Source organism: Burkholderia stagnalis, assembly GCF_039848545.1.
Classification (GTDB): Bacteria; Pseudomonadota; Gammaproteobacteria; order Burkholderiales; family Burkholderiaceae; genus Burkholderia; species Burkholderia stagnalis.
On sequence record NZ_CP156685.1, the window covers coordinates 627,244 to 648,971 of the forward strand.

Sequence of the window (21,728 nt, forward strand, 5' to 3'; positions counted from 1 at the left end):
AAAATTACGTCAAGCGGGTGGTCGGGCGAAATTGGACCAGTTCGATTTTTGCGGGCTATCGCGAAGCATGGCCGATCGGCCGACCCGGCCTGGCTCGGGGCGGGGGCATGCGGATCCGGCCGGACGGCCGGTTCATGGACGCCGGGGCAGGCCGGGCGTCAGCGGCGCATTACTGCAGGATCAGCCGCAGCTGCGCGTCGGCCTGTTCGCCGGGCGCTTTCGAGAAGCCGCTCCTCGCGAAGCGGTGCCAGCGTCCGATCACGTAGCTGACGAGCAGGCTGGCGCGCGCGGCGGGATCGTAGTCGGCCGACAGCGGAACGGCGCCGGCCGCGTGCGGGCTGCCGTCGCGGCGCGCATTCGATTCCATCACGGCGATCCGCAGGCTCTGCTTCACGGCGGCCTCGATCCGCTCGATCATCCGGTCGACCCGCTCGACCAGCCGCTCGTGCTCGCCGACGAGCGCCTCGCCGGTCAGCACCCGCGTCATCCCGGGGTTCTTCGCCGCGAAATTGAGCAGCATCAGCCCGACCGCGCGCGCCTGCAGCACGCCGTCGGGCTCTTTTGCGGCGATCTGGTTGATCAGGCCGAAGAGCGTGCTCTCGATGAATTCGATCAGGCCTTCGAACATCTGGGCCTTGCTCGCGAAATGGCGGTAGAGCGCCGCCTCCGACACGTCGAGCCGGGCCGCGAGCGCGGCCGTCGTGATCTTCTCGCGCTTCGGCGCCTCGAGCATCGCGGCGAGCGTCTGCAGGATGTGCACGCGGCGCTCGCCCGGTTTCGGGCGCGTGCGGGTGCGGGTGGGGGATGTCTGGTCGTCCGTTACCGCTTGGTCCTGCGGGTGAGTCGGCTGCATTTTTGTCGCCCCGATCGAGTGCCCAGTCGAAGCGATTTTAACGAACGAATCCGCTGGTCGACATAGTGCGGGCGCCCGGTGTTCGGCAGATGGCCCGGCAGATGCCCGGTAATCCACACCGTGCCGATGCCGAGCCGCTTGTAGCGCTTCAGGTGGCTGCGCGTGTCCTCGACGAGGATCGCGTCGGCCGGGCGCGCGTGCGCGGCGCGCAGCGTCCGGCGCAGCATCGTGTGGTCGGGCTTCGCGCGCCACATGCGGCGGTCGCGCATGTGCTCGATCGCGATCACGCGCTCGAACAGCCGCTCGATGCGCAGCTCGCGCAGCACCGCGCGCGCGTAGTTTTCGGGCGCGTTGGTCAGCACGAACTTGCGGCCGGGCAGCGCGGCGATGATCCGCGCGAGACCGCGCTCGGCGCGCAGCATCGCGGGCAAATCGGAAAACGTGTGGACGACCCGCAGGAAGTCGTTCGGATCGATCGGGTGATGGCGCGCGAGGCCGAGCAGCGCCGCGCCGTAGCGCTGCGTGTAGCCGGTGCGCAGCCGGTCGGCTTCAGCGCGCCCGACGTGGAGCGCGTCGATGATGTACTGCGTCATCGCGCGGTTGATCTCCGGAAAGATCGCGTGCGATGCGTGGTGAAGCGTGTTGTCGAGATCGAACAGCCAGACGGGGGCGCCGGCGCGCGGCCGGCTGCGGGAGATGCGCCGGCGTCGCAGCGACGCCGGCAGGTCGGGGCCGGTGGTTTGACGGCGCGCGCTCAATGCGAGCGGATCATCGTGCCGAACGGCTGCTCGGTCAGGATTTCCAGCAGCACCGAGTGCTCGATGCGGCCGTCGACGATGTGCACCGACTTCACGCCGCTCTTCGCGGCATCGAGCGCCGACGAGATCTTCGGCAGCATGCCGCCGGAGATCGTGCCGTCCTCGAACAGCGCGTCGATCTCGCGCGCGGACAAATCGGTCAGCAGGTTGCCGTCCTTGTCCATCACGCCGGGGATGTTGGTCATCATCAGCAGCTTCTCGGCGTTCAGCACCGTCGCGAGCTTGCCGGCGACCAGGTCGGCGTTGATGTTGTACGACAGGCCATCCTCGCCGAAGCCGATCGGCGAGATCACCGGGATGAACGCGTCGTCCTGCAGCGCCTTCACCACTGCCGGGTTGATCGCCTCGACCTCGCCGACCTGGCCGATGTCGATGTACTGGCCCGGATTGTCGCGGTCCGGCATCAGCAGCTTGCGCGCGTGGATCAGGCCGCCGTCCTTGCCCGTCAGGCCGACCGCGTGGCCGCCGAAGTGGTTGATCAGCATCACGATGTCCTGCTGCACTTCGCCGCCCAGCACCCACTCGACGACTTCCATCGTCTCCTCGTCGGTGACGCGCATGCCCTGGATGAAGGTGCCCTGCTTGCCGATCTTCTTCAGCGCCTGGTCGATCTGCGGGCCGCCGCCGTGGACGATCACCGGGTTGATGCCGACCAGTTTCAGCAGGATCACGTCGCGCGCGAAGCCCTGCTTGAGCCGCTCTTCCGTCATCGCGTTGCCGCCGTATTTGATCACCACGGTCTTGCCGTGATAGCGGCGGATGTACGGCAGCGCCTCCGCGAGGATTTCGGCTTTCAGCGTGGGGGCGATCTGCGAGAGGTCGATGGGCTCGGACATGGCGGCGGCTCTGGCTGGGAACGGTTGAAACAGGCCGAATTGTACAGGAGTGGCGCAGCGCAGCATCGCGATTTTGGCCCGGCCGGGACGGCCGGGGGCGACGCCGGGCGCCGGGCGCCGCGGCCTTGCGGCGGCCGCTGGCCGGCGTTGTCCGAACGGCCGATGTGCGAACGCCGGCCGCCGCGCTATGCTTGTGCCGTTGGGTGCCGCCGTGCCCGCTTTCCCGCCCCCGTCATGACCGAATCCGCTGCCGACCGCCGCGCCGAACCGCGGCGCGCCCGCTGCCCGCGCTGCAGCCGCAGTTTCGACTGCGGCGCGCGCACGCAGCCGTTCGAATGCTGGTGCGCGGCGATGCCCGGCTTGCCCGACGGCGCGCAGCCGGCGTGCGGCGGGCGCTGCATGTGCCCGGAATGCCTCGCCGACGAGATCGCGCGGCAGGTGGCCGGAAAGCCGGCGTAGCGCGCGAGCGTTCTGGCCCCGGCTAGGGCGGCCGCGCGCTAAACGGGTAAACTGGGCGGATGCAACGAATCACCACCACCGGCCGCGTCAACCTCAGCCACCTGTTCTGGTTGCGCAATCTCGCGATCATCGGCCAGCTCGCGACGATCGGCGTCGTCCAGACCTATTTCGGTGTGCATCTGCCGTTGCCGGCGATGCTGATGGTCATCGCGCTCGAGATCGTCTTCAACGGGCTGACCTGGGTGCGCGTGCTGCGCGCGCGGCCCGAGACCAATTTCGAGCTGCTCGGCCAGCTGTGGGTGGATCTCGGCGCGCTGTCGGCGCTGCTGTTCCTGTCCGGCGGCACGACCAACCCGTTCGTGTCGCTGTACCTGCCGTCGCTCGCGATCGCGGCGGCGGTGCTGCCGTGGCACCTGATGATCTGGCTCGCGGCGTTCGCGGTCGCGTGCTACGCGGCGCTCGGCTTCGATTCGGTGCCGCTCAACATGGACAATCCGGCGAACCTGTTCGACTACTACCGCACCGGGATGTGGGTGAACTTCATGGTCAGCGTCGGGCTGATCGCGTGGTTCGTCGCGCGCATGTCGAACGCGCTGCGCCAGCGCGACGCGGCGCTCGGCGAAGCGCAGCAGAGCCTGCTGCGCGACGAGCGGGCGGTCGCGCTCGGCGTGCAGGCGGCGACGGTCGCGCACGAGATGGGCACGCCGCTGTCGACGATCGCGATGCTCGCCGAGGAATTGCGCGACGCCGCGCGCACCGACGCGGGGCTGGCGCGCTACGAGGCCGACCTGAAGGTGCTCGAGGAACAGATGTCGCTGTGCACGTCGGCGCTCGCGCGCCTGCGCAGCCGCGCGAGCGCGCCGGCGAGCCGCCAGCCGGTGGACGACTGGCTCGATACGTTCGTCGAGCACTGGCGCCTGCGGCATCCGCACGTGCAGTTCGAGCTGCTCGGCGCGCGGCCGGCCGGCGTCGCGCTCGACGACACCGTCGCGGCGGGCCAGATCCTGACGATCCTGCTCGACAACGCGGCGCGCGCGAGCCCGCAGCGCGTGACGCTCGCGGCGAAGGTCGCGCATGACGGCGCGGCGGACGAAATCGAATTCGAGGTATGCGACGACGGCCCGGGCATTCCGGCCGCGTTGCGCGAGTCGCTCGGCGCGATGCCGGTCGACAGCACGCAGGGCGGGCACGGGGTCGGCCTGTACCTCGCGTTCAGCGCGGCGGCGCGCCTCGGCGGGGAAATCGAGCTGTCCGACGCGACGCCGCGGCCCGCAGGCACGGCGTCCGGCCGGCTCAACGGCGCGGCCGCCGGCCGTCCCACGGGCACGGCTTCCGGGCGCGGCACGCGGGCCGTGCTGCGCCTGCCGGTGGCGCGCCATTCGGCCGCCGCCGCCTCACCCAACATGTAGACGGAGAAACCACATGAGCGACAACAACTTCCTGGTGATCGACGATAACGAGGTGTTCGCGGGCACGCTCGCGCGCGGCCTCGAGCGCCGCGGCTACGCGGTCCAGCAGGCGCATGACAAGGAGGCGGCGCTCAAGCTCGCCGCGGCGGGCAAGTTCCAGTTCATCACCGTCGACCTGCATCTCGGCGAGGATTCGGGCCTGAGCCTGATCGCGCCGCTCTGCGACCTGCAGCCCGATGCGCGGATCCTGGTGCTGACCGGTTACGCGAGCATCGCGACGGCCGTGCAGGCGGTGAAGGAGGGCGCCGACAACTATCTCGCGAAGCCGGCGAACATCGAATCGATCCTGGCCGCGCTGCAGACCAACGCGAGCGAGCTGCAGGCCGACGAGGCGCTCGAGAACCCGGTCGTGCTGTCGGTCGACCGGCTCGAGTGGGAGCACATCCAGCGCGTGCTCGCGGAAAACAACAACAACATCTCGGCGACCGCGCGCGCGCTGAACATGCACCGCCGCACGCTGCAGCGCAAGCTCGCGAAGAAGCCGGTGCGTCAGTAAGCGGGGCCGGGCGCTTCATTCGGGCGGTCGCTGGTCCCGCGCGATGCGGGCGACGATGTCGCGTTTGAGCAGGTGCGCGATCAGCGCCGAGTAGAAGACGTTTGCGAGCAGCGGCGCGAGCCCGCCGGTCACGGCGGCGACGGCCATTGGCCACGGCTTCACCGACGCGCAGCGCGCGACGAAGGAGATGCCGACATGCACCGGCACGGCCGTGAGCGCGATACCCGCGAGCGCGCCGAGCCACGCGAGCGCAAACGCGACGTTGTAACGGTGCAGCGAATCCTGCCTGATTCGCCGCATGATCGATCGGATCTCGGCCGGCGTCAGGGTGCGCAAGGCCGGCACGAATCGGCCGGCGATGGACGGGTAGATGATCATCGAGGGGCGGCGGCGATGGCGCCGGTTCGTGGCCAGGGGAATCCCGATTCCAGGAGCCCTCCCGGGTGCCGGCCATCGGACGCGTTCCAAATTGCACGCGCCCATGAAAAAACGGGCGGCCCCGCCGGGGCCGCCCGTTTTTCGTTCGATGCCGCGCGCCGCGTTACAGCACGTAGCGCGACAGATCCTCGTCCTGCGACACCTCGCCGAGCGCACGCTCGACATACTTCGCATCGATCGTCACGCGCTCGCCGGCGTGGTTGCCGGCCGCGAACGACACTTCCTCGAGCAGCTTCTCGATCACCGTGTACAGGCGGCGCGCGCCGATGTTCTCGGTCTTTTCGTTGACCGAGTACGCGATTTCCGCGAGGCGGCGGATGCCGTCTTCGGCGAAGTCGAGCGCCACGTCCTCGGTCGCGAGCAGCGCCTGGTACTGCTTGACGAGGCTGGCGTCGGTCGCGACCAGGATCGCCTCGAAATCCTTCACCGACAGCGATTCCAGCTCGACGCGGATCGGAAAGCGCCCCTGCAGCTCCGGAATCAGGTCGCTCGGCTTCGCGAGGTGGAACGCGCCGCTCGCGATGAACAGGATGTGATCGGTCTTCACCATCCCGTACTTCGTGTTGATCGTCGTGCCCTCGACGAGCGGCAGCAGGTCGCGCTGCACGCCCTGGCGCGACACTTCGCCGCCGCTGCCTTCGTTGTTGCGCGACGTGATCTTGTCGATCTCGTCGAGGAACACGATGCCGTTCTGCTCGACGTTCTGCACGGCCTTCGTCTTCACTTCCTCTTCGTTGAGCATCTTCGCCGCTTCCTCGTCGGTCAGCAGCTTCAGCGCCTCCTTGATCTTCACCTTGCGGCGCTGCTTCTTGCCGCCGCCGAGGTTCGAGAACATCGAGCGGATCTGCTCGGTCATCTCTTCCATCCCGGGCGGCGCCATGATGTCCATGCCGATCGTCTGCTGCTCGAGGTCGAGCTCGATTTCCTTGTCGTCGAGCTGGCCTTCGCGCAGGCGCTTGCGGAACGTCTGGCGGGTCGTGTTGTTGTCGTCGTTCGCGTGCTCGGCGCTCGCGCCGAAGCCGACCGCGCGCGGCTGCGGCAGCAGGATGTCGAGGATGCGGTCCTCGGCCTGGTCGGTCGCCTTGCTGCGCACCTTGCGCATCTCCGCTTCGCGCGTCTGCTTGACCGAAATCTCGATCAGGTCGCGCACGATGCTGTCGACGTCGCGGCCGACGTAGCCGACCTCGGTGAACTTGGTCGCTTCGATCTTGATGAACGGCGCATCGGCGAGCTTGGCCAGGCGCCGCGCGATTTCGGTCTTGCCGACGCCCGTCGGCCCGATCATCAGGATGTTCTTCGGCGTGATTTCCGTGCGCAGCGGATCGGCGACCTGCTGGCGGCGCCAGCGGTTGCGCAGCGCGACGGCCACTGCCTTCTTCGCCTTGTTCTGGCCGATGATGTGCTTGTCGAGTTCCGAGACGATCTCGGCAGGGGTCATGGTGCTCATGGGTCGGTCCTTACTCGATCGTTTCGATGATGCGATTGTGGTTCGTGTAGATGCACATGTCGCCGGCGATCTCGAGCGATTTCTCCACGATCTCGCGCGGCGACAGTTCGGTGTTCTCGGCAAGCGCGCGAGCCGCGGCCTGCGCGTACGCGCCGCCCGAGCCGATCGCGCAGATGCCTTCTTCCGGGTCGAGCACGTCGCCGTTGCCGGTGATCACGAGCGTGGTCGTCGCGTCGGCCGTGATCAGCATCGCCTCGAGGCGGCGCAGCATCCGGTCGGTGCGCCAGTCCTTCGCGAGCTCGACGGCCGCGCGGGTCAGGTTGCCCTGGTGCTTCTCGAGCTTCGCCTCGAAGCGGTCGAGCAGCGAGAACGCATCGGCGGTGCCGCCCGCGAAGCCGACCAGCACCTGGTTGTTGTAGATCCGCCGCACTTTCCGCGCGCCACCCTTCATGACGATGTTGCCGAGCGTCACCTGGCCGTCGCCGCCGAGCGCGACCTTGTCGCCGCGCCGGACCGAAACGATGGTCGTGCCGTGAAATTGCTCCATCTGCGTTCCTTGAGAAAAACGGGGAAGAGGCGGCGGCGCGCCGCGCCGCCGCGTGAATCGCGGTGCGCCGGGGAGCGGCCCGACGCGCATTCGTTTCATTTTAGGGCGCGCGCCGGGATATCAAGGGGGAGCCGGGAGGGGGCCGGCCGGAAAAACAAAAAGCGCGCGGCAGGCCGCGCGCTTTCGTGAAGCAGCGTGTCTGGGCGGAACGCCGGCTGCTCAGTCGCCGAACAGCTTCTGGCGCAGCTCGCGGCGCTCCTGCGCCTCGAGCGACAGCGTGGCGGTCGGGCGCGCGAGCAGGCGCGGCACGCCGATCGGCTCGCCGGTTTCCTCGCACCAGCCGTAATCGCCGGATTCGATGCGGGCGAGCGATTGCTGAACCTTCTTGAGGAGCTTGCGTTCGCGGTCGCGCGTGCGCAACTCGAGCGCGTGCTCTTCCTCGATCGTCGCGCGATCGGCAGGATCGGGCACGATCACCGTCTCACGCAGGTTCTCGGTCGTCTGGCCCGCATTGTGGAGGATTTCCGCCTGCAATTGTTCGAGCCGAGCTTTGAAGAAGGCGAGCTGATCCTCATTCATGTAATCCTTGTCGCTCATCTTCAGGATTTCGGCTTCGGTCAAGAGTTTCTTCGTCATCTGCTTGCTTCTTCAATGTGCGGCAAATCACGAGATATTGCCTGCACTTTGGGATTACCCGCAACCGCGCTTGCAATCCTTTGCGTTTTGCCGCTGCGGGGCCGAAAGCCTCTGGAAAACCGGTTCTCAAATACCAGGATAGGCCTGGCGTCGATGTGCGCGCGCGGCGAACCGGAATGCTGCGCGGCAGATCGTATCGGTCGCGGCCGGGTGGCGAACACGCGATCCGGCATGTTTGCGATTCCCGGATGATCGTGCTGCAAGAACCGGGCCTGTTGTTGCCGTACTCCAGCGGGCACGTATTGTAACTGAATCGCAAGTCTGCGCCGTATCGGGTCGATCCCCGTCGGCTGCGCCAATATCTTGAAAATATAACGCGCAAATCGCGAAAAAGCGATGACGCGAAAACCCTCGCCGGTGGCGGCGTTTTGCCGCCACCGGGGCGCCGCCGCGGAACGCGTCGCGGGCGGCGCGCTGCACGCCGTCAGGCGAGGCAGGCGTCGAGGCCGTCGGTGATCAGGTCCTGCGGCAGATCGACGCCGATGAACACCATCTTGTTGGTTTTCTTCTCGATCGGCAGCCACTTCGCCGCGAGGTCGCTGCCCATCATCTGGTGCACGCCCTGGAACACGACCTTGCGGTCGACGCCCTTCATGTACAGCACGCCCTTGTAGCGCAGCATCCGCTCGCCGTAGATCTGCAGGATCCCGCCGAGGAAATCCTCGAGCTTGTTCGGATCGAACGGGCGGTCGTTGCGGTAGACGAACGACTTGATCTTGTCGTCGTGGTGCGCGTGGTGGTGATGGTGGCCGTGCGCGTGATCGTGATCGCAGTGGCCGTGATCGTGGTCGCAGTGCGCGTGGTCGTGATCGTGGTCATGGCCGTGATGCGCGTGATCGTCCTCGGCGAGGAAATCCGGATCGATCTCGAGCTTCGCGTTCAGGTTGAAGCCGCGCAGGTCGAAGATTTCCTTGATGTCCGCTTCGCCGAAGTTGACGACCTTGATCGCCGCCCGCGGGTTCATGTGCACGAGGCGGTGCTTGAGCTCGGCGACCGTCTGGTCGTCGACGAGGTCGGACTTCGTGATGAACAGGCGGTCGGCGAAGCCGACCTGGCGCTGCACGACCTCGTGCTCGTCGAGCTGCGCGTCGGCGTGCTTCGCGTCGACCAGCGTGATGACGGCGTCGAGCAGGAAATCGTCGGCGATCTCGCTGTCGATGAAGAAGGTCTGCGCGACCGGGCCCGGGTTCGCGAGGCCGGTCGTCTCGATTACGATGCGGTCGAAGTCGAGCTTGCCGTCGCGCTTCTTCGCGGCCAGATCGCCGAGCGCGCGGGCCAGATCGCCGCGGATCGTGCAGCAGATGCAGCCGTTGCTCATCTGGATGATCTGCTCGGTCGTATCCTGCACGAGGATTTCGTTGTCGATGTTCTCTTCGCCGAACTCGTTCTCGATCACGGCGATCTTCATGCCGTGCTGTTCGTTCAGGATGCGCTTGAGCAGCGTCGTCTTGCCGCTGCCGAGGAAGCCGGTGAGGATGGTGACGGGAGTGGCCATGTCGGTCGCCTGTGGTTCGTGAATCGGGGTCAAAACCAGGATGTGCTCGCGCCCGGCGAACCGGGCACACAACCATTCATTGAAACATATCTGTCAAGCCCCCGCCCTTCGTCCGAACGACCAGCGGAGGCGGCTGCCCGCCAACATGCGGGCGATCAGACGATTTGCAACAGCAGCCCTTTCAGATATTCGCCTTCCGGGAAGGCGGACAGCAGCGGGTGGTCGACGCCGGCGCCGAGCCGCTTCAGGATCCGCGCGTCGACCTTCGCGTCGGCGGCCGCGCCCGCGACGATCTTCTGGAACAGGTCCATGTCGATCGCGCCCGAGCACGAGTAGGTGAACAGCAGGCCACCCGGGCGCAGCAGCTTGAAGCCGCTCAGGTTGATGTCCTTGTACGCGCGGGCCGCGCGGTCGACGCTGTCGCGCGTCGGCGCGAACTTCGGCGGGTCGAGCACGATCAGGTCGAAGCGCTCGCCTTCGTCGACGAGGCGGCGCAGCGTCTTGAACGCGTCCGCGTCGAGCCAGCTCGCGCGGCCGGCGTCGAAGCCGTTCGCGGTGACGTTCTGCTGCGCGAGCGCGAGCGCGTCGCCCGACGAGTCGATCGACACGACGCGTTTCGCACCGCCCTTCAACGCCGCGAGCGAGAAGCCGCCGGTGTAGCAGAAGCAGTTCAGCACGTCCCGCTCGTGCGCGTATTGCGCGACGAGCGCGCGGTTGTCGCGCTGGTCGATGTAGAAGCCGGTCTTGTGGCCGTGCGGCACGTCGACGTGGTAGCGCACGCCGTTCTCGTTCGCGATCAGCGTCGCGGGCGGCGCGTCGCCGGCGAGCACGCCGGTCGTCTGCTCGAGGCCTTCCTTCTCGCGGATCGACACGTCCGAGCGCTCGTACACGTTCGGGCAGCCGGTCGCGCCGACCAGCGCGGCGACGATCGCGTCCTTCCATGCTTCGACGCCCGCGGCCATGAACTGGCAGACGAGCTGGCCGCGCGGCGACGCATCGCCGGAATCCTCGACGTAGTGATCGACGATCAGGCCCGGCAGCCCGTCGGCCTCGCCGAACACGAGCCGCACCGCGCCGGTGCCGGCGATCATCGTGTTGCGGTGCGCGACCGCGCGCTGCACGCGGCGCTTGAAGAACGCGTGGTCGATCGGCTCGTTCTCGTCGAAGCTCCACACGCGCACGCGGATCTGCGAGTGCGGGCTGTACGCGCCGCGCGCGAGAAAACGGCCGTCGTGCGCGCGCACGACGACGGTCGCGCCGGGCGCGGGCTTGCCGTCGACGCGGTCGATCGCATTGGCGTAGATCCACGGATGGCGGCGCAGCAGCGATTTGTCCTTGGACGGCTTGAGAGTGACGGTTTGCATGGCTGGATCGAATGGGGCCGCGTGCGACGGGACGTGACGTCGATCGTCGCGCGCGGCGGGGAAAAACGGGACGCGCGTGTCAGTCGCGCTTCTTCGCGCGCGGATGCGCGCTGTCGTAAATCTTCGCGAGATGCTGGAAGTCCAGCGACGTATACACCTGCGTCGCGGCGACGCTCGCGTGGCCGAGCAGCTCCTGCACCGCGCGCAGGTCGCCGCTCGACTGCAGCACGTGCGTCGCGAACGAGTGGCGCAGCACGTGCGGATGGACGTGCGCCGGAATGCCGGCGGCAAGCGCCGCGCGCTTCACGCGCTCGCGCACGACGCCCGGCGACATCCGGTTGCCGCGCACGGACAGGAACAGCGGATGCGGGTCGTGCTTCACGAACTCGCCGCGCACCGCGAGCCACGCGTTCAGCGCGTCGACCGCCTTGCGGCCGACCGGCACCTTGCGTTCCTTGTTGCCCTTGCCGCGCACGGTGACCTCGGCTTCGGCGAGGTCGAGCCAGCCTTCGGAGCGATAGCCGTCCGCCTGCGTGTACATGACGTCGAGCCCGATCAGCTCGGCCAGGCGCAGGCCCGACGAGTAGAACAGCTCGAGGATCGCGTGGTCGCGCAGGCCTTCGGTCGTGGCGGGCAGCGGCGCTTCCATCAGCGCCGACGCGTCGTCGACCGACAGCGCCTTCGGCAAGGTTTTCGCGCGCTTCGGCGCCCGCACCGCGGCCACCGGGTTCGCGGGCATCTCGATGCGCTGCGCGAGCCAGCGGTAGAACGCGCGCCACGCGGAGAGCCGGTGCGAGATCGAGCGCGCCGACAGCCCGCCCGCATGCGCGCGCGCGACGGCGCCGCGCATGTCGACGGCGCTCAGCGATTCGAGCGGCCGGCCGGCGGCGAGCTTCTTCAGTTCGTCGAGCTCGTGCGTGTACGCGCGCAGCGTGTGCTCCGACAGCTGCCTGACGTGCTTCAGGTTCGACAGGTAGGCGGCGATCGGATCGTCGGGCATCGGGCGGCGGGCCTGGATCGGTGTCAGTGCGGCAGCAGGCGCGTAAGCGCGGCGCTCGCGAGCGTCGCGATCTGCGCGAGGAAGTCGGTCGCCATGCCTTCGTGGAAGCGGCGCGGGTCCGGCGAGCCGAGCACCAGCAGGCCGAACGCGGGCGCATCGGCGCCGGCCTGCGGCGCGCGCAGCGCGAGCAGCGCGACCGAGGTGGCCGAGCCGTCGCCGACGGCGGCGGCGTCGCTGCCGTCCGTCGCGTTGGCGGCCGGCGCGGCGAGCACCGGCGCGAGCCACTGTGCGGCCTCGAAGCCCGTGTTCGCGCCGCAGTACGGCGTCGACAGGCCGTTCGTGAACAGGCGCACTTCCTCGCCGACCTGGCGTGCGAATTCGGCCTGCGAATAGGTGTCGGCGACGTCCCACACGCGCAGCGCGGTCTGCGGCACGTCGAACACGTCGGCGAGGCCGTCGGCGATCGTGCGCGGCAGCGCGTACGGATCGCGCTCGGCGATCACGCGCGCGGTCCAGCGGCTGAATTTCGCCGACAGGCTGTCGTTCTCGTGGCCGTAGCGCACCAGCTCCGCGAGCCGGCGCTCGAGATGCTTGTTCTTGTCGCGCAGCATCTCCATCTGCCGCTCCTGCAGCGAGATCGCCGCCTTGCCGTGCGGGTTCGCGAGACGGATCGTGGCGAGCAGTTCGGCGTGCTGCGCGAAGAATTCGGGGTTGGCGAGCAGGTAGTCGGCGACTTCGCGATCGTTCATGGGACGGGAGCGTTCAATCAGGACGGTGAAAGGGTCAGGCAGCCAGGTCGATCGCGCCTTCGAACACGGTCGTGGCGGGGCCCGCCATCAGCAACGGGGCGGTTTCGTCGCGCGCGCCGTCCCAGCTGATCGTCAGCGTGCCGCCGTGCGTGTGCACGGTCACCGGCGTGTCGAGCAGGCCGCGCCGGATGCCGGCCGCCACCGCCGCGCAGGCGCCGGTGCCGCACGCGAGCGTTTCGCCCGCGCCGCGCTCGTACACGCGCAGCTTCACTTCATGGCGCGACACGATCTGCAGGAAGCCGGCGTTGACGCGCTGGGGGAAGCGCGCGTGACGTTCGATCAGCGGGCCTTCGGCGAGCACCGGATACGCTTCGGCGTCGTCGACCACCTGCACCGCGTGCGGGTTGCCCATCGAGACCGTCGAGATCCAGCGCGCGGCGCCGTTCACGTCGAGCGGCCAGAGCGTATCGCGGCCTTCCGGGCGGCCTTCGAGGCCCGATGCGTCGAACGGCACCTGCGCCGGCTCGAACACGGGCGCGCCCATGTCGACGACGACTTCGCCGTTGTCCTGCATCGTCAGCGTGATCAGGCCCTTCATGACTTCGACGCGCACGCTGCGCTTGTCGGTCAGGCGCTTGTCGAGCACGAACTTCACGAAGCAGCGCGCGCCGTTGCCGCAATGTTCGACTTCGCCGCCGTCGCAATTGAAGATCCGGTACTTGAAGTCCGCGCCGTCGACGGTCGGTTTCTCGACCAGCAGCAACTGGTCGGCGCCGACGCCGAAATGGCGGTTCGCGAGCGCGCGCACCTGCGTTTCGGTGAGCGGCGGCAGTTCGCTGGAGTAGCCGTCGAGCACGACGAAGTCGTTGCCGGCGCCGTGCATCTTGGTGAACGAGAGCTTCACTGCGGGTGTTCCGTTGCAATTGGGGGGGCTCAGCGTGCCGGGCAGCCTGCTTCGGCGTGCTGATCTCAACCGCGAATGATACATGCAGCGGCCATGGGCGTCCCGCGCGGGCGGGGGGCGGGATGGCTTCGCGCAATGCGGTCGGAAGGAGTTGCGATGGCCGAATGGGCGGCTTGTGGCGACGGGAAGGCTGGTTTTAGGCTCGTTGGGCGTTGGGCGTTGGGCGTTGGGCGCTGGCGCTGGCGCTGGCGCTGGTGGCAAATCGTGCGCGCCGCGCAATGCGTCCGGTGTCGCGCGGCCTGCGGTGCGGCGATTGCGGGCAGTTTGACCAACGAACGAGGCGGGTCGTATAGCGTGGCTATACGCTCGCGCGTGCGAGGCCACTGGCCATCGCGACCTGCGTGCAGGAGGTCCATGATCAAGTCATGGCAACACAAGGGACTGGAACCGTTTTTTCGGAACGGAAGCAAGGCGGGCATCCGGCCCGACCATGCACCGAGGCTGCGGCGCCAGCTCGCCCGGCTCGACGCGGCGGGCGCGCCGCTCGACATGAACGTGCCGGGCTGGCGGTTTTACCGGCTCGAGGGTTCGCTGGCCGCCCACTACGCCGTCAGCGTCAACGGCAACTGGCGATTGACTTTCAGGTTCGAAGGGCCCGACGCCGTTCTGGTCGATTACCAGGACGACCACTGAGGTCACCAAAGGCATGACACGCATTTTCAATCCACCGCATCCGGGCGAAACGCTGCGGGAGGACGTGCTTCCGGCGCTCGGACTGACCGTCACCGAGGCCGCGGCGCAACTCGGCGTGACCCGGGCGGCGCTATCCCGCGTGCTGCACGGCCATGCCGGCATCTCGGCCGAAATGGCGCTGCGGATCGAGGGCTGGCTAGGCGAGGAAAACGGCGGCCGCGCGGATCTCTGGCTCGCGCAGCAGGCCGCCTACGACCTGTGGCAGGCGCGCGCGAAGGGCATGCCGAAAGTGATGCGGGCGCAGGCGCGAACCTGACGGCGCCTGCATGCCGCGCTCAATAGACGCTCGGCTCGCCGGGCGGGCGCGTCTTGAAGCGCTTGTGGACCCAGTAGTACTGCTCGGGCATCAGCGGGATCTGCTCTTCGAGGAATTCGTTCATCCGTCGCGCGTCGAGATCGTCGTCGCCGGTCGGATAGTGGTCCCACGGCTTGAAGACCTTCAGCCGGTAGCCCTTGTAGTTCGGCAGCACCTCGCCGATGAACGGCACGACCTGCGCGCGGCCCGTCTTCGCGAGCCGGCCGACCGCCGTCAGCGTGCACGCCGGCACGCCGAAGAAGGGCACGAACGTCGAGTTGCGCAGCCCGTAATCCATGTCGGCGCCGAGCATCACCGGCTTGCGGTCGCGCAGCCAGCGCAGCACCACGCGCGCGCTGTCCGCGCGGCCGACCATCTCGGCGTCGAAGCGGCCGCGCGCCGCTTTCGCGGCTTCCTCGAGCACCGGGTTCGAGAACGGCTGGTACAGCGACCCGCAGCGGCGCTGCAGCGAACGGTTGAGCCAGATCGAACCGGCCTCGATGCCGACGAAGTGCAGGCCGAGGAACAGCGTCGGCGGCAGGTCCGGATCGGTGAGGTCGACCGCGCTGTCGATCTCGATCAGCTTCTCGAGCTTCTTCGCGGAGCCGAACCACTGGACGCTGCGCTCGACGTAGCTGCGGATCGCGTGGCGGAAGTGCTGGCCGGCGATTTCCTCGCGGCGCGCGTCGCTCCAATCCGGGAAGCAGAGTTTCAGATTGGTGTGTACGATGCGCTTTCGCCGGCTCGGGATCTGGTAGAGCAGCCAGCCGAGGCCGTCGCCGAGCCGTGCGGTCAGGCCGTACGGCAGGAGCGCGAGCAGTTTCAGGAAGCCGATGGCGAGATACGTGCCGAGGCGGCCTAGCATGCGGAACCTCCATGACTCCGGCGGGCCGGCACATTGCAAACGGGGTTGAATGACAGCGGAAGAAGCAGCACGGCAATGCTCTGTGACAATTCTGGAAAGCCGCTATAATACGGGCTTCGCCGAGTTAACTGACAACTTGCGGGGCGAAGCCGGCTGGCGCGAAGCGCGCTGCCCGGTACTGGTAATCCGCTAAAGCGTCGCCGCTTCAGGCCCCAACGAAGCTGGCTACGTGATACCAACCGTAACCACACAGGAGCCTGAAAAAGTGGCAAACGATTATTTCTTCACCTCCGAATCCGTTTCCGAAGGCCATCCGGACAAGGTCGCTGACCAGATCTCGGACGCGATTCTCGACGCCATCCTCGCTCAAGACAAATACTCGCGCGTTGCCGCTGAAACGCTGTGCAACACGGGTCTTGTCGTCCTGGCCGGTGAAATCACCACGACGGCCAACATCGATTACATCCAGATCGCGCGCGACACGATCAAGCGCATCGGCTACGACAACACCGACTACGGCATCGACTACAAGGGCTGCGCGGTGCTCGTCGCGTACGACAAGCAGTCGCCGGACATCGCGCAGGGCGTCGACCGCGCGCACGACGACAACCTCGACCAGGGCGCGGGCGACCAGGGCCTGATGTTCGGTTACGCGTGCGACGAAACGCCGGAACTGATGCCGCTGCCGATCCACCTGTCGCACCGCCTGGTCGAGCGCCAGGCGAGCCTGCGCCGCGACGGCCGCCTGCCGTGGCTGCGCCCGGACGCGAAGTCGCAGGTCACGATCCGCTACGTCGACGGCAAGCCGGATTCGATCGACACCGTCGTGCTGTCGACCCAGCACGCACCGGACATCGAGCTGCCGGCGCTGCGCGAAGCCGTGATCGAGGAGATCATCAAGCCGACGCTGCCGGCCGAGCTGATCAAGGGCGACATCAAGTTCCTGGTGAACCCGACCGGCCGGTTCGTGATCGGCGGCCCGCAGGGCGACTGCGGCCTGACGGGCCGCAAGATCATCGTCGACACGTACGGCGGTGCCGCACCGCACGGCGGCGGCGCGTTCTCGGGCAAGGATCCGTCGAAGGTCGACCGTTCGGCAGCCTATGCAGGCCGCTACGTCGCGAAGAACATCGTCGCGGCCGGCCTCGCGTCGCGCGCGCTGATCCAGGTGTCGTACGCGATCGGCGTCGCCGAGCCGACCTCGGTGATGGTCAACACGTTCGGCACGGGCCGCGTGTCGGACGCGACGATCACGAAGCTCGTGCGCGAGCACTTCGACCTGCGCCCGAAGGGCATCATCAAGATGCTCGACCTGCTGCGCCCGATCTACGAGAAGACCGCCGCCTACGGCCACTTCGGCCGCGAAGAGCCGGAATTCTCGTGGGAAGCGACCGACAAGGCGCTCGCGCTGGCCGAAGCGGCCGGTGTGGAGCCGGCAGTGCGCGTCGCGTAAGCGTCCGCTGCCCGAAACGAAAAACCCCGGCCAGGCCGGGGTTTTTTTATGGCTGCGTGCGCCGCGCGAGTCAGCGTGCCGCGAACGCGAACCAGCCGGTGCTTGCCGCGAGGCGGCGCGGGCGGTTGACCCGGCGCTGCGGGCCGTTCGCACGGCGCAGCGCAAGCGCGCGCAGCGACGACGGCTTTTGCAGCAGCGAGCGCAGGCCCGCGCGGCGCGCGAACGCCTGCGTGCCCATCATCGAGAAGAATGCGTGAAACCACGCGCGGATGCCGTCGAGCCGTGCGTGCGCCTGCGGGTGCACGGCGAGCGCCTGCGCGCGTGCGCGATGATGGCGCAGCGGACGAAGCGGGGCGGACGGCACGACGCGCTTCGCAGCGCGGCTGAGACGGGAAGTCAGACGGAATGGCATGTGAACGATGCTTTGCTTGCTTGAATGGATGGCGCCCTTGACGAGCGCACTGATATGTAACGGCCTCGGATGGCGCAGCGCATGGTATCCAATGTCGCTGCGCGCCGCGCCCGCCAGAACTGACAGGCCGCGTCAGGCTACAGGGGATTCGTGACGGGCAAAAGTCGCGGATAACCCTTGTGCCGCAAGGCATGCATTACATACTGCCTGTCGCTGAGGCCACCGCGGCGGCGCACAGTTCCCTTGCTGTGGATCAAATTGCCGGCCGGCAATTCCCTGCGCACGACATTGATGCTGCGCGCACCATCCGGCGCCGTTTTACAATCGAAACATTCACAAGAAATACATCGAGCATCCCATGTCTTCATTGCAGTCGGATTTGATTCGGGCGCAGGTGGCGGAACTGCGCGAACGCGGCTTCGTGATCGCCCGCGGCCTCGTCGACGCGGAGCAGTGCGCGGCGCTGAAGCGGATTGCCGAGCGACAGTTGCAGGAAGCTGCGCAGCCGATCGAATTCGAGGCCGACCTGCGCTATCCGGGCGCGCCCGAGTCGAAGCATGCGCCCGGCGGTCACACGGTGCGGCGGCTGCTCGATGCGTACGCGCGCGATCCGGCATTCGCCGAGCGTGCGATCGCACCGGAAATCGGCGAGTGGATGCACGCGTATTTCGGCGAGCGGCCGGTGCTGTCGCGCGCGCATCACAACTGCATGATGACGAAGCATCCCGCGTACGGCAGCCTCACCGGCTGGCACCGCGACTTCCGCTACTGGGCGTTCGAGCGCTCGGACATGGTGTCGGCGTGGCTGGCGCTCGGGCCGGAAACGAACGAGAACGGCGCGCTGTGGCTGGTGCCGGGCTCGCATACCGCCGAGTTCGGCGCGCAGGCGTTCGACGACGCGAAGTTCTTCCGCAGCGACCTGCCGGAAAACCGGAAGATGATCGACGCGGCGACGTGCCCGCCGCTCGCCGCCGGCGACGTCGTGTTCTTCCACTGCAACACGCTGCATTCGGCCGGGCAGAACCGTTCCGACCAGGTGAAGTTCTCGCTCGTGTTCACGTATCACGGCGAAAGCAACCGGCCGATTGCGGGCACGCGCTCGGCGGCGACGCCGGAAGTGCGGTTCTAGGGCTGGCGCTGGGGCCCGTCTAGAGGCCGATTCGCGCGGGCGGCGGCTGGCGCCGCATGCCGCCCGTCGCGAAGCGCTCGATATGATCCCTGCCCGGCGGCTGCGCCCGGCAGGGATTTTTCATGGGCGGTTGCGCTGCGGCATCGTTGCCGCGGCGCAGGCGTCAGCGCTTCTTGCCCGGCATCGCGAGGCCGATCAGGCCGACGAACGAGGCGACGGCGCCGCCGGCGATCAGCAGGATCGTCTTCGTTGCCGGCGAGCCGGTGAAGAAGCGCGACACGTCGTCGTTGATCGAGTGGAACGACTGCCCGCCGAAATACAGCAGCACGACGCCGCCGACGAGCAGCGCAACCGAGATGACCCGGGTCATACAAACCTCGCTGAAACGGTGATTCGAGACGCCGCAGTGTAGGCGAGCGTCGCGGCTGCGTCCATCGCCGTGCGCGCTTTGGCTGCGTTCGCTACCATATCCGTCGCACGACCCCTTCGCCGCCGGCCGGGCCTGCGCTGGCGCGCGCCAATCGACGTTCTGACGGAAATTCTCATGGCCTACGAAGCAGCTTCCGAACGTTATGCCGACATGCAATACCGCACCTGCGGCCGATCCGGGCTCAAACTGCCCGCGCTGTCGCTCGGCCTGTGGCACAACTTCGGCGACACGACGCCGATCTCGACCCAGCGCGAGATCCTGCGCACCGCGTTCGATCTCGGCATCAATCACTTCGATCTCGCGAACAACTACGGGCCGCCGTACGGCAGCGCCGAAACCAACTTCGGGCGATTGCTGAAGGAGGATTTCCGGCCGTATCGCGACGAGCTGCTGATTTCGACGAAGGCCGGCTGGGACATGTGGCCGGGGCCGTACGGCAGCGGCGGCGGCTCGCGCAAGTACGTGCTCGCGAGCCTCGACCAGAGCCTGTCGCGGATGGGGCTCGACTACGTCGACATCTTCTACTCGCACCGCTTCGACGCGCACACGCCGCTCGAGGAAACGGCCGGCGCGCTCGCGGCGGCGGTGCAGCAGGGCAAGGCGTTGTACATCGGCATTTCGTCGTACTCGGCGGCGAAGACGCGCGAAATGGCCGCGCTGCTCGCGGCGTACAAGGTGCCGCTGCTGATCCATCAGCCGTCGTACAACCTGCTGAACCGCTGGGTCGAGCGCGAACTGCTCGACACGCTCGACGAGATCGGCACGGGCAGCATCGCATTCACGCCGCTCGCGCAGGGGCTGCTGACGTCGAAATACCTGAACGGCGTGCCGGCCGACGCACGCGTCAACAAGCCGGGCGGCGGCTCGCTGAAGGATGACCACCTGAGCGCGGACAACCTCGAACACGTTCGCAAGCTGAACGCGATCGCCGAGCGTCGCGGCCAGAGCCTCGCGCAGATGGCGCTCGCGTGGGTGCTGCGCAACGGGCGCGTGACGTCGGCGCTGATCGGCGCGAGCCGCGCGGAGCAGGTGCGCGAAAACGTCGGCGCGTTGAAGAACCTCACGTTCTCGGCCGAGGAAATCGCCGAGATCGATCGCGACGCGACGGAAGGCGGCATCAATCTGTGGGAAAAACCGTCCACCGATCAGGCGATCTGACCGGCAGGAAACGCGGCGTGCGCCATGCCCGCCGCGTCGAATTCGACCGGCCGTTCCGTCGCGGCGACGGAACGGCGCGCGGGACGCGTCGCTAGATCAGCGCAGGCAGGCCTTCGACCAGCAGCACCGCGACGCCGACGCCGAGCATCATGCCCAGCACGCGCAGCAGGTTGTGGCGGAATTGGGTCGCGCACGGCACCGCGCCGAGGAACAGCGCGCCGGCAAGCGCCATCGGAATCAGCAGGATGAAATCGCCGATCGTGAAATAGGTGGTCATGCGTGTCTCCTTGGCCGGGCCCATGCGGGGCTGTCTCGTTGTGCTCCGACCCGATTGCGGGGTGGCTGGTCTTTTCGAGTATAGGAAACGCCGCGACGTTTTTCGCTATCCGAACCATTAAAAAGCTAGGGGAAAACGCAAGGAAATGCCGATTTCGGCCGCGAATTCAACGCAAACCTTGCGCTTTGCTTTCGTATGACTTTCCTGGCTCGCGGCCCGACGGCCCGCCGAACGCGCGCGGCCATCGCGCCGCGGGCCGCCCGCCGTCGCCGGCAGGCGGCCCGTCCGGTTACCCGCGAGCGGCGGGTGCGCGGAACACCAGCACCAGGCCTGCGACGATCGCGCCCATGCCGGCCAGCGCGAGCGGCTCGGGGCGGTTGCCGAGCCAGGCGGTGTCCATCAGCGTCGTGACGACGGGCACGAGGTAGAACAGGCTCGTCACGTTGACCAGGTCGCCGCGCTGCATCAGCCGGTAGAACAGCAGTTGCGCGACCACCGAGATCACGATGCCGAGCCACAGGAGCGGCACGACGAACGCCCAGGTTGTGTCGAACGCGATCGGCCGGAACGGCACGATCGCCGCGCACAGCGCCAGCCCGATCGCATTCTGCAGCGGCAGCACGTCGGCGGGCGCCGAGCGCACGCGCTTCTGCAGCAGCGCGCCGGCGGTCAGCGCGACGAGCGCGGTGAGCGCGCAGGCGATGCCGGCGATCGGCATATCCGTGCCGCCGATGCCGCGGCACACGACCAGCGCCAGCCCGGCGAGCGCGAGGCCGAGCCCCGCGATGCGCGTGGCCTGCCAGCGCCGCTCGACGAACGCGAGCGTGAGGATCGGCTGCACGCCGAGGATCGTCGCGAGCACGCCAGGCGCGATGCCGCGTTCGAGCGCGAGCAGATAGAAGATCGAATAGCCGCCCATCAGCAGCACGCCGGTCGCGACCGCGATGCGGCGTTCGCCCGGCGCGGGCAGCCAGCGCCCGCGCGCGGCGGACAACGCGAACAGCACGAGCGACGCGAGCGCGAAGCGCGCGGTGAGGAACGCGAATGCGGACGCATGCCGCAGACCGAGTTCGGCGAAGATCGCCCCGCTGCTCCAGAGCAGCACGAAGAGCGACGTCGCCCCATGCGCGGCGAGCGCGCGTTTGAACGTGAACATGTGATTCCACCTGTCGAACGGATGAGAACGTTCCATGCGCACGCGCGCGGCGCCGTGCGTCACGACGCACGAACGGCGGGCTGGCGAATGGAAGCGGAAACCGGGGCCGGCAGTCAGCCGGCGAACGCCGCCGGGGGAGGCGGCGCCGCGCCGACGAGCGTCGGTGCGACAGGGGGAGGCGGTGCAGACGGATGCGCGCACGCCCGCGGCCGCGCGTCGAGCGGCGACC

At 67.9% G+C, this 21,728-nt stretch carries 25 protein-coding genes; 8 read left to right on the forward strand and 17 right to left on the reverse strand.

What is annotated here, in order from left to right:
* Positions 1–169: 169 nt before the first annotated feature.
* Genes slmA through argB form a run of 3 tightly spaced genes read right to left on the reverse strand, consistent with a single transcriptional unit; the run spans position 170 to position 2,507 of the window.
* Positions 170–853: a nucleoid occlusion factor SlmA gene (gene slmA / locus ABFO07_RS02960; protein ID WP_059563680.1), complete on the reverse strand. Its 684-nt coding sequence runs from the start codon at positions 851–853 to the stop codon at positions 170–172.
* Positions 820–1,611 carry a pyrimidine 5'-nucleotidase gene (locus ABFO07_RS02965; RefSeq protein WP_059881924.1) on the reverse strand — a complete coding sequence of 264 codons (792 nt, stop codon included), beginning with the start codon at positions 1,609–1,611 and terminating at the stop codon, positions 820–822. The genes slmA and ABFO07_RS02965 overlap by 34 nt, the downstream gene beginning before the upstream one ends.
* On the reverse strand, positions 1,608–2,507 hold the full coding sequence (gene argB / locus ABFO07_RS02970; RefSeq protein ID WP_010090348.1) for an acetylglutamate kinase: 900 nt from the start codon (positions 2,505–2,507) through the stop codon (positions 1,608–1,610). Before argB ends, ABFO07_RS02965 begins: the two co-directional genes overlap by 4 nt.
* 234 nt (positions 2,508–2,741) lie before the next feature.
* Here argB and ABFO07_RS02975 point away from each other — a divergent pair, with 234 nt between their 5' ends.
* Genes ABFO07_RS02975 through ABFO07_RS02985 form a run of 3 tightly spaced genes read left to right on the forward strand, consistent with a single transcriptional unit; the run spans position 2,742 to position 4,931 of the window.
* A complete protein-coding gene (locus tag ABFO07_RS02975; RefSeq protein WP_059563682.1) occupies positions 2,742–2,966 on the forward strand; it encodes a cysteine-rich CWC family protein in 225 nt (74 codons plus the stop codon).
* Positions 2,967–3,025: 59 nt separating this feature from the next.
* Positions 3,026–4,375, forward strand: a complete 1,350-nt coding sequence (locus ABFO07_RS02980; protein ID WP_060159165.1) for an ATP-binding protein — start codon at positions 3,026–3,028, stop codon at positions 4,373–4,375.
* Positions 4,376–4,388: 13 nt separating this feature from the next.
* A complete protein-coding gene (locus ABFO07_RS02985) occupies positions 4,389–4,931 on the forward strand; it encodes a response regulator transcription factor (protein WP_017334600.1) in 543 nt (180 codons plus the stop codon).
* Between the two features lie 15 nt (positions 4,932–4,946).
* Here the strand turns inward: ABFO07_RS02985 and ABFO07_RS02990 are convergent, their stop codons facing one another.
* The 9 genes from ABFO07_RS02990 to dapF all read right to left on the reverse strand — a co-directional run bounded on the left by ABFO07_RS02990 (position 4,947) and on the right by dapF (position 13,571).
* The gene (locus tag ABFO07_RS02990) at positions 4,947–5,414 is read right to left on the reverse strand and encodes a hypothetical protein (protein WP_230965561.1); all 468 of its coding nucleotides are present in this window, start codon (positions 5,412–5,414) and stop codon (positions 4,947–4,949) included.
* Positions 5,415–5,472: 58 nt separating this feature from the next.
* Positions 5,473–6,816: an ATP-dependent protease ATPase subunit HslU gene (gene hslU, locus ABFO07_RS02995; protein WP_059563685.1), complete on the reverse strand. Its 1,344-nt coding sequence runs from the start codon at positions 6,814–6,816 to the stop codon at positions 5,473–5,475.
* A 10-nt stretch (positions 6,817–6,826) separates the two neighbouring features.
* Positions 6,827–7,363, reverse strand: coding sequence for an ATP-dependent protease subunit HslV (gene hslV, locus ABFO07_RS03000; RefSeq protein ID WP_011353540.1), 537 nt, complete (start codon positions 7,361–7,363; stop codon positions 6,827–6,829).
* A 219-nt stretch (positions 7,364–7,582) separates the two neighbouring features.
* On the reverse strand, positions 7,583–7,999 hold the full coding sequence (gene dksA, locus ABFO07_RS03005; RefSeq protein ID WP_017334597.1) for an RNA polymerase-binding protein DksA: 417 nt from the start codon (positions 7,997–7,999) through the stop codon (positions 7,583–7,585).
* Positions 8,000–8,483: 484 nt separating this feature from the next.
* A complete protein-coding gene (locus ABFO07_RS03010) occupies positions 8,484–9,554 on the reverse strand; it encodes a CobW family GTP-binding protein (RefSeq protein WP_059563686.1) in 1,071 nt (356 codons plus the stop codon).
* A 155-nt stretch (positions 9,555–9,709) separates the two neighbouring features.
* The gene (locus tag ABFO07_RS03015; RefSeq protein WP_059563687.1) at positions 9,710–10,918 is read right to left on the reverse strand and encodes a class I SAM-dependent rRNA methyltransferase; all 1,209 of its coding nucleotides are present in this window, start codon (positions 10,916–10,918) and stop codon (positions 9,710–9,712) included.
* A 79-nt stretch (positions 10,919–10,997) separates the two neighbouring features.
* Positions 10,998–11,918, reverse strand: coding sequence for a tyrosine recombinase XerC (xerC, locus tag ABFO07_RS03020; protein WP_059563688.1), 921 nt, complete (start codon positions 11,916–11,918; stop codon positions 10,998–11,000).
* Positions 11,919–11,941: 23 nt separating this feature from the next.
* A complete protein-coding gene (locus ABFO07_RS03025) occupies positions 11,942–12,667 on the reverse strand; it encodes a DUF484 family protein (protein WP_059563689.1) in 726 nt (241 codons plus the stop codon).
* 34 nt (positions 12,668–12,701) lie between these two features.
* On the reverse strand, positions 12,702–13,571 hold the full coding sequence (gene dapF, locus ABFO07_RS03030) for a diaminopimelate epimerase (protein WP_059960034.1): 870 nt from the start codon (positions 13,569–13,571) through the stop codon (positions 12,702–12,704).
* Between the two features lie 414 nt (positions 13,572–13,985).
* On the opposite strand from dapF, the gene ABFO07_RS03035 reads away from it, so the two are divergent.
* A complete protein-coding gene (locus ABFO07_RS03035; protein WP_060015956.1) occupies positions 13,986–14,264 on the forward strand; it encodes a type II toxin-antitoxin system RelE/ParE family toxin in 279 nt (92 codons plus the stop codon).
* Positions 14,265–14,277: 13 nt separating this feature from the next.
* Complete coding sequence (locus ABFO07_RS03040; RefSeq protein WP_059563692.1) at positions 14,278–14,580, forward strand: HigA family addiction module antitoxin; 303 nt, start codon at positions 14,278–14,280, stop codon at positions 14,578–14,580.
* A gap of 19 nt (positions 14,581–14,599) precedes the next feature.
* On the opposite strand, the gene lpxL is transcribed toward ABFO07_RS03040, so the two are convergent.
* Positions 14,600–15,523: a lauroyl acyltransferase LpxL gene (lpxL, locus tag ABFO07_RS03045; protein WP_260427436.1), complete on the reverse strand. Its 924-nt coding sequence runs from the start codon at positions 15,521–15,523 to the stop codon at positions 14,600–14,602.
* 226 nt (positions 15,524–15,749) lie between these two features.
* On the opposite strand from lpxL, the gene metK reads away from it, so the two are divergent.
* Positions 15,750–16,937: a methionine adenosyltransferase gene (gene metK / locus ABFO07_RS03050; RefSeq protein ID WP_017334589.1), complete on the forward strand. Its 1,188-nt coding sequence runs from the start codon at positions 15,750–15,752 to the stop codon at positions 16,935–16,937.
* A 70-nt stretch (positions 16,938–17,007) separates the two neighbouring features.
* On the opposite strand, the gene ABFO07_RS03055 is transcribed toward metK, so the two are convergent.
* The gene (locus ABFO07_RS03055; protein ID WP_059881902.1) at positions 17,008–17,349 is read right to left on the reverse strand and encodes a hypothetical protein; all 342 of its coding nucleotides are present in this window, start codon (positions 17,347–17,349) and stop codon (positions 17,008–17,010) included.
* 358 nt (positions 17,350–17,707) lie between these two features.
* Between ABFO07_RS03055 and ABFO07_RS03060 the strand changes: the two genes are divergently transcribed.
* Positions 17,708–18,478 carry a phytanoyl-CoA dioxygenase family protein gene (locus tag ABFO07_RS03060; RefSeq protein ID WP_059563695.1) on the forward strand — a complete coding sequence of 257 codons (771 nt, stop codon included), beginning with the start codon at positions 17,708–17,710 and terminating at the stop codon, positions 18,476–18,478.
* A gap of 163 nt (positions 18,479–18,641) precedes the next feature.
* Here the strand turns inward: ABFO07_RS03060 and ABFO07_RS03065 are convergent, their stop codons facing one another.
* Entirely contained in the window at positions 18,642–18,848 is a 207-nt protein-coding gene (locus ABFO07_RS03065; RefSeq protein ID WP_059563696.1) for a DUF3185 family protein, read from the reverse strand.
* 174 nt (positions 18,849–19,022) lie between these two features.
* On the opposite strand from ABFO07_RS03065, the gene mgrA reads away from it, so the two are divergent.
* On the forward strand, positions 19,023–20,066 hold the full coding sequence (mgrA, locus tag ABFO07_RS03070) for an L-glyceraldehyde 3-phosphate reductase (RefSeq protein ID WP_059881900.1): 1,044 nt from the start codon (positions 19,023–19,025) through the stop codon (positions 20,064–20,066).
* A 91-nt stretch (positions 20,067–20,157) separates the two neighbouring features.
* Here the strand turns inward: mgrA and ABFO07_RS03075 are convergent, their stop codons facing one another.
* Positions 20,158–20,343 (reverse strand): hypothetical protein, encoded by a 186-nt coding sequence (locus ABFO07_RS03075; protein WP_059563758.1) that lies wholly within the window; start codon positions 20,341–20,343, stop codon positions 20,158–20,160.
* A 289-nt stretch (positions 20,344–20,632) separates the two neighbouring features.
* Complete coding sequence (locus ABFO07_RS03080) at positions 20,633–21,499, reverse strand: DMT family transporter (protein ID WP_059920397.1); 867 nt, start codon at positions 21,497–21,499, stop codon at positions 20,633–20,635.
* Between the last annotated feature and the right edge of the window lie 229 nt (positions 21,500–21,728).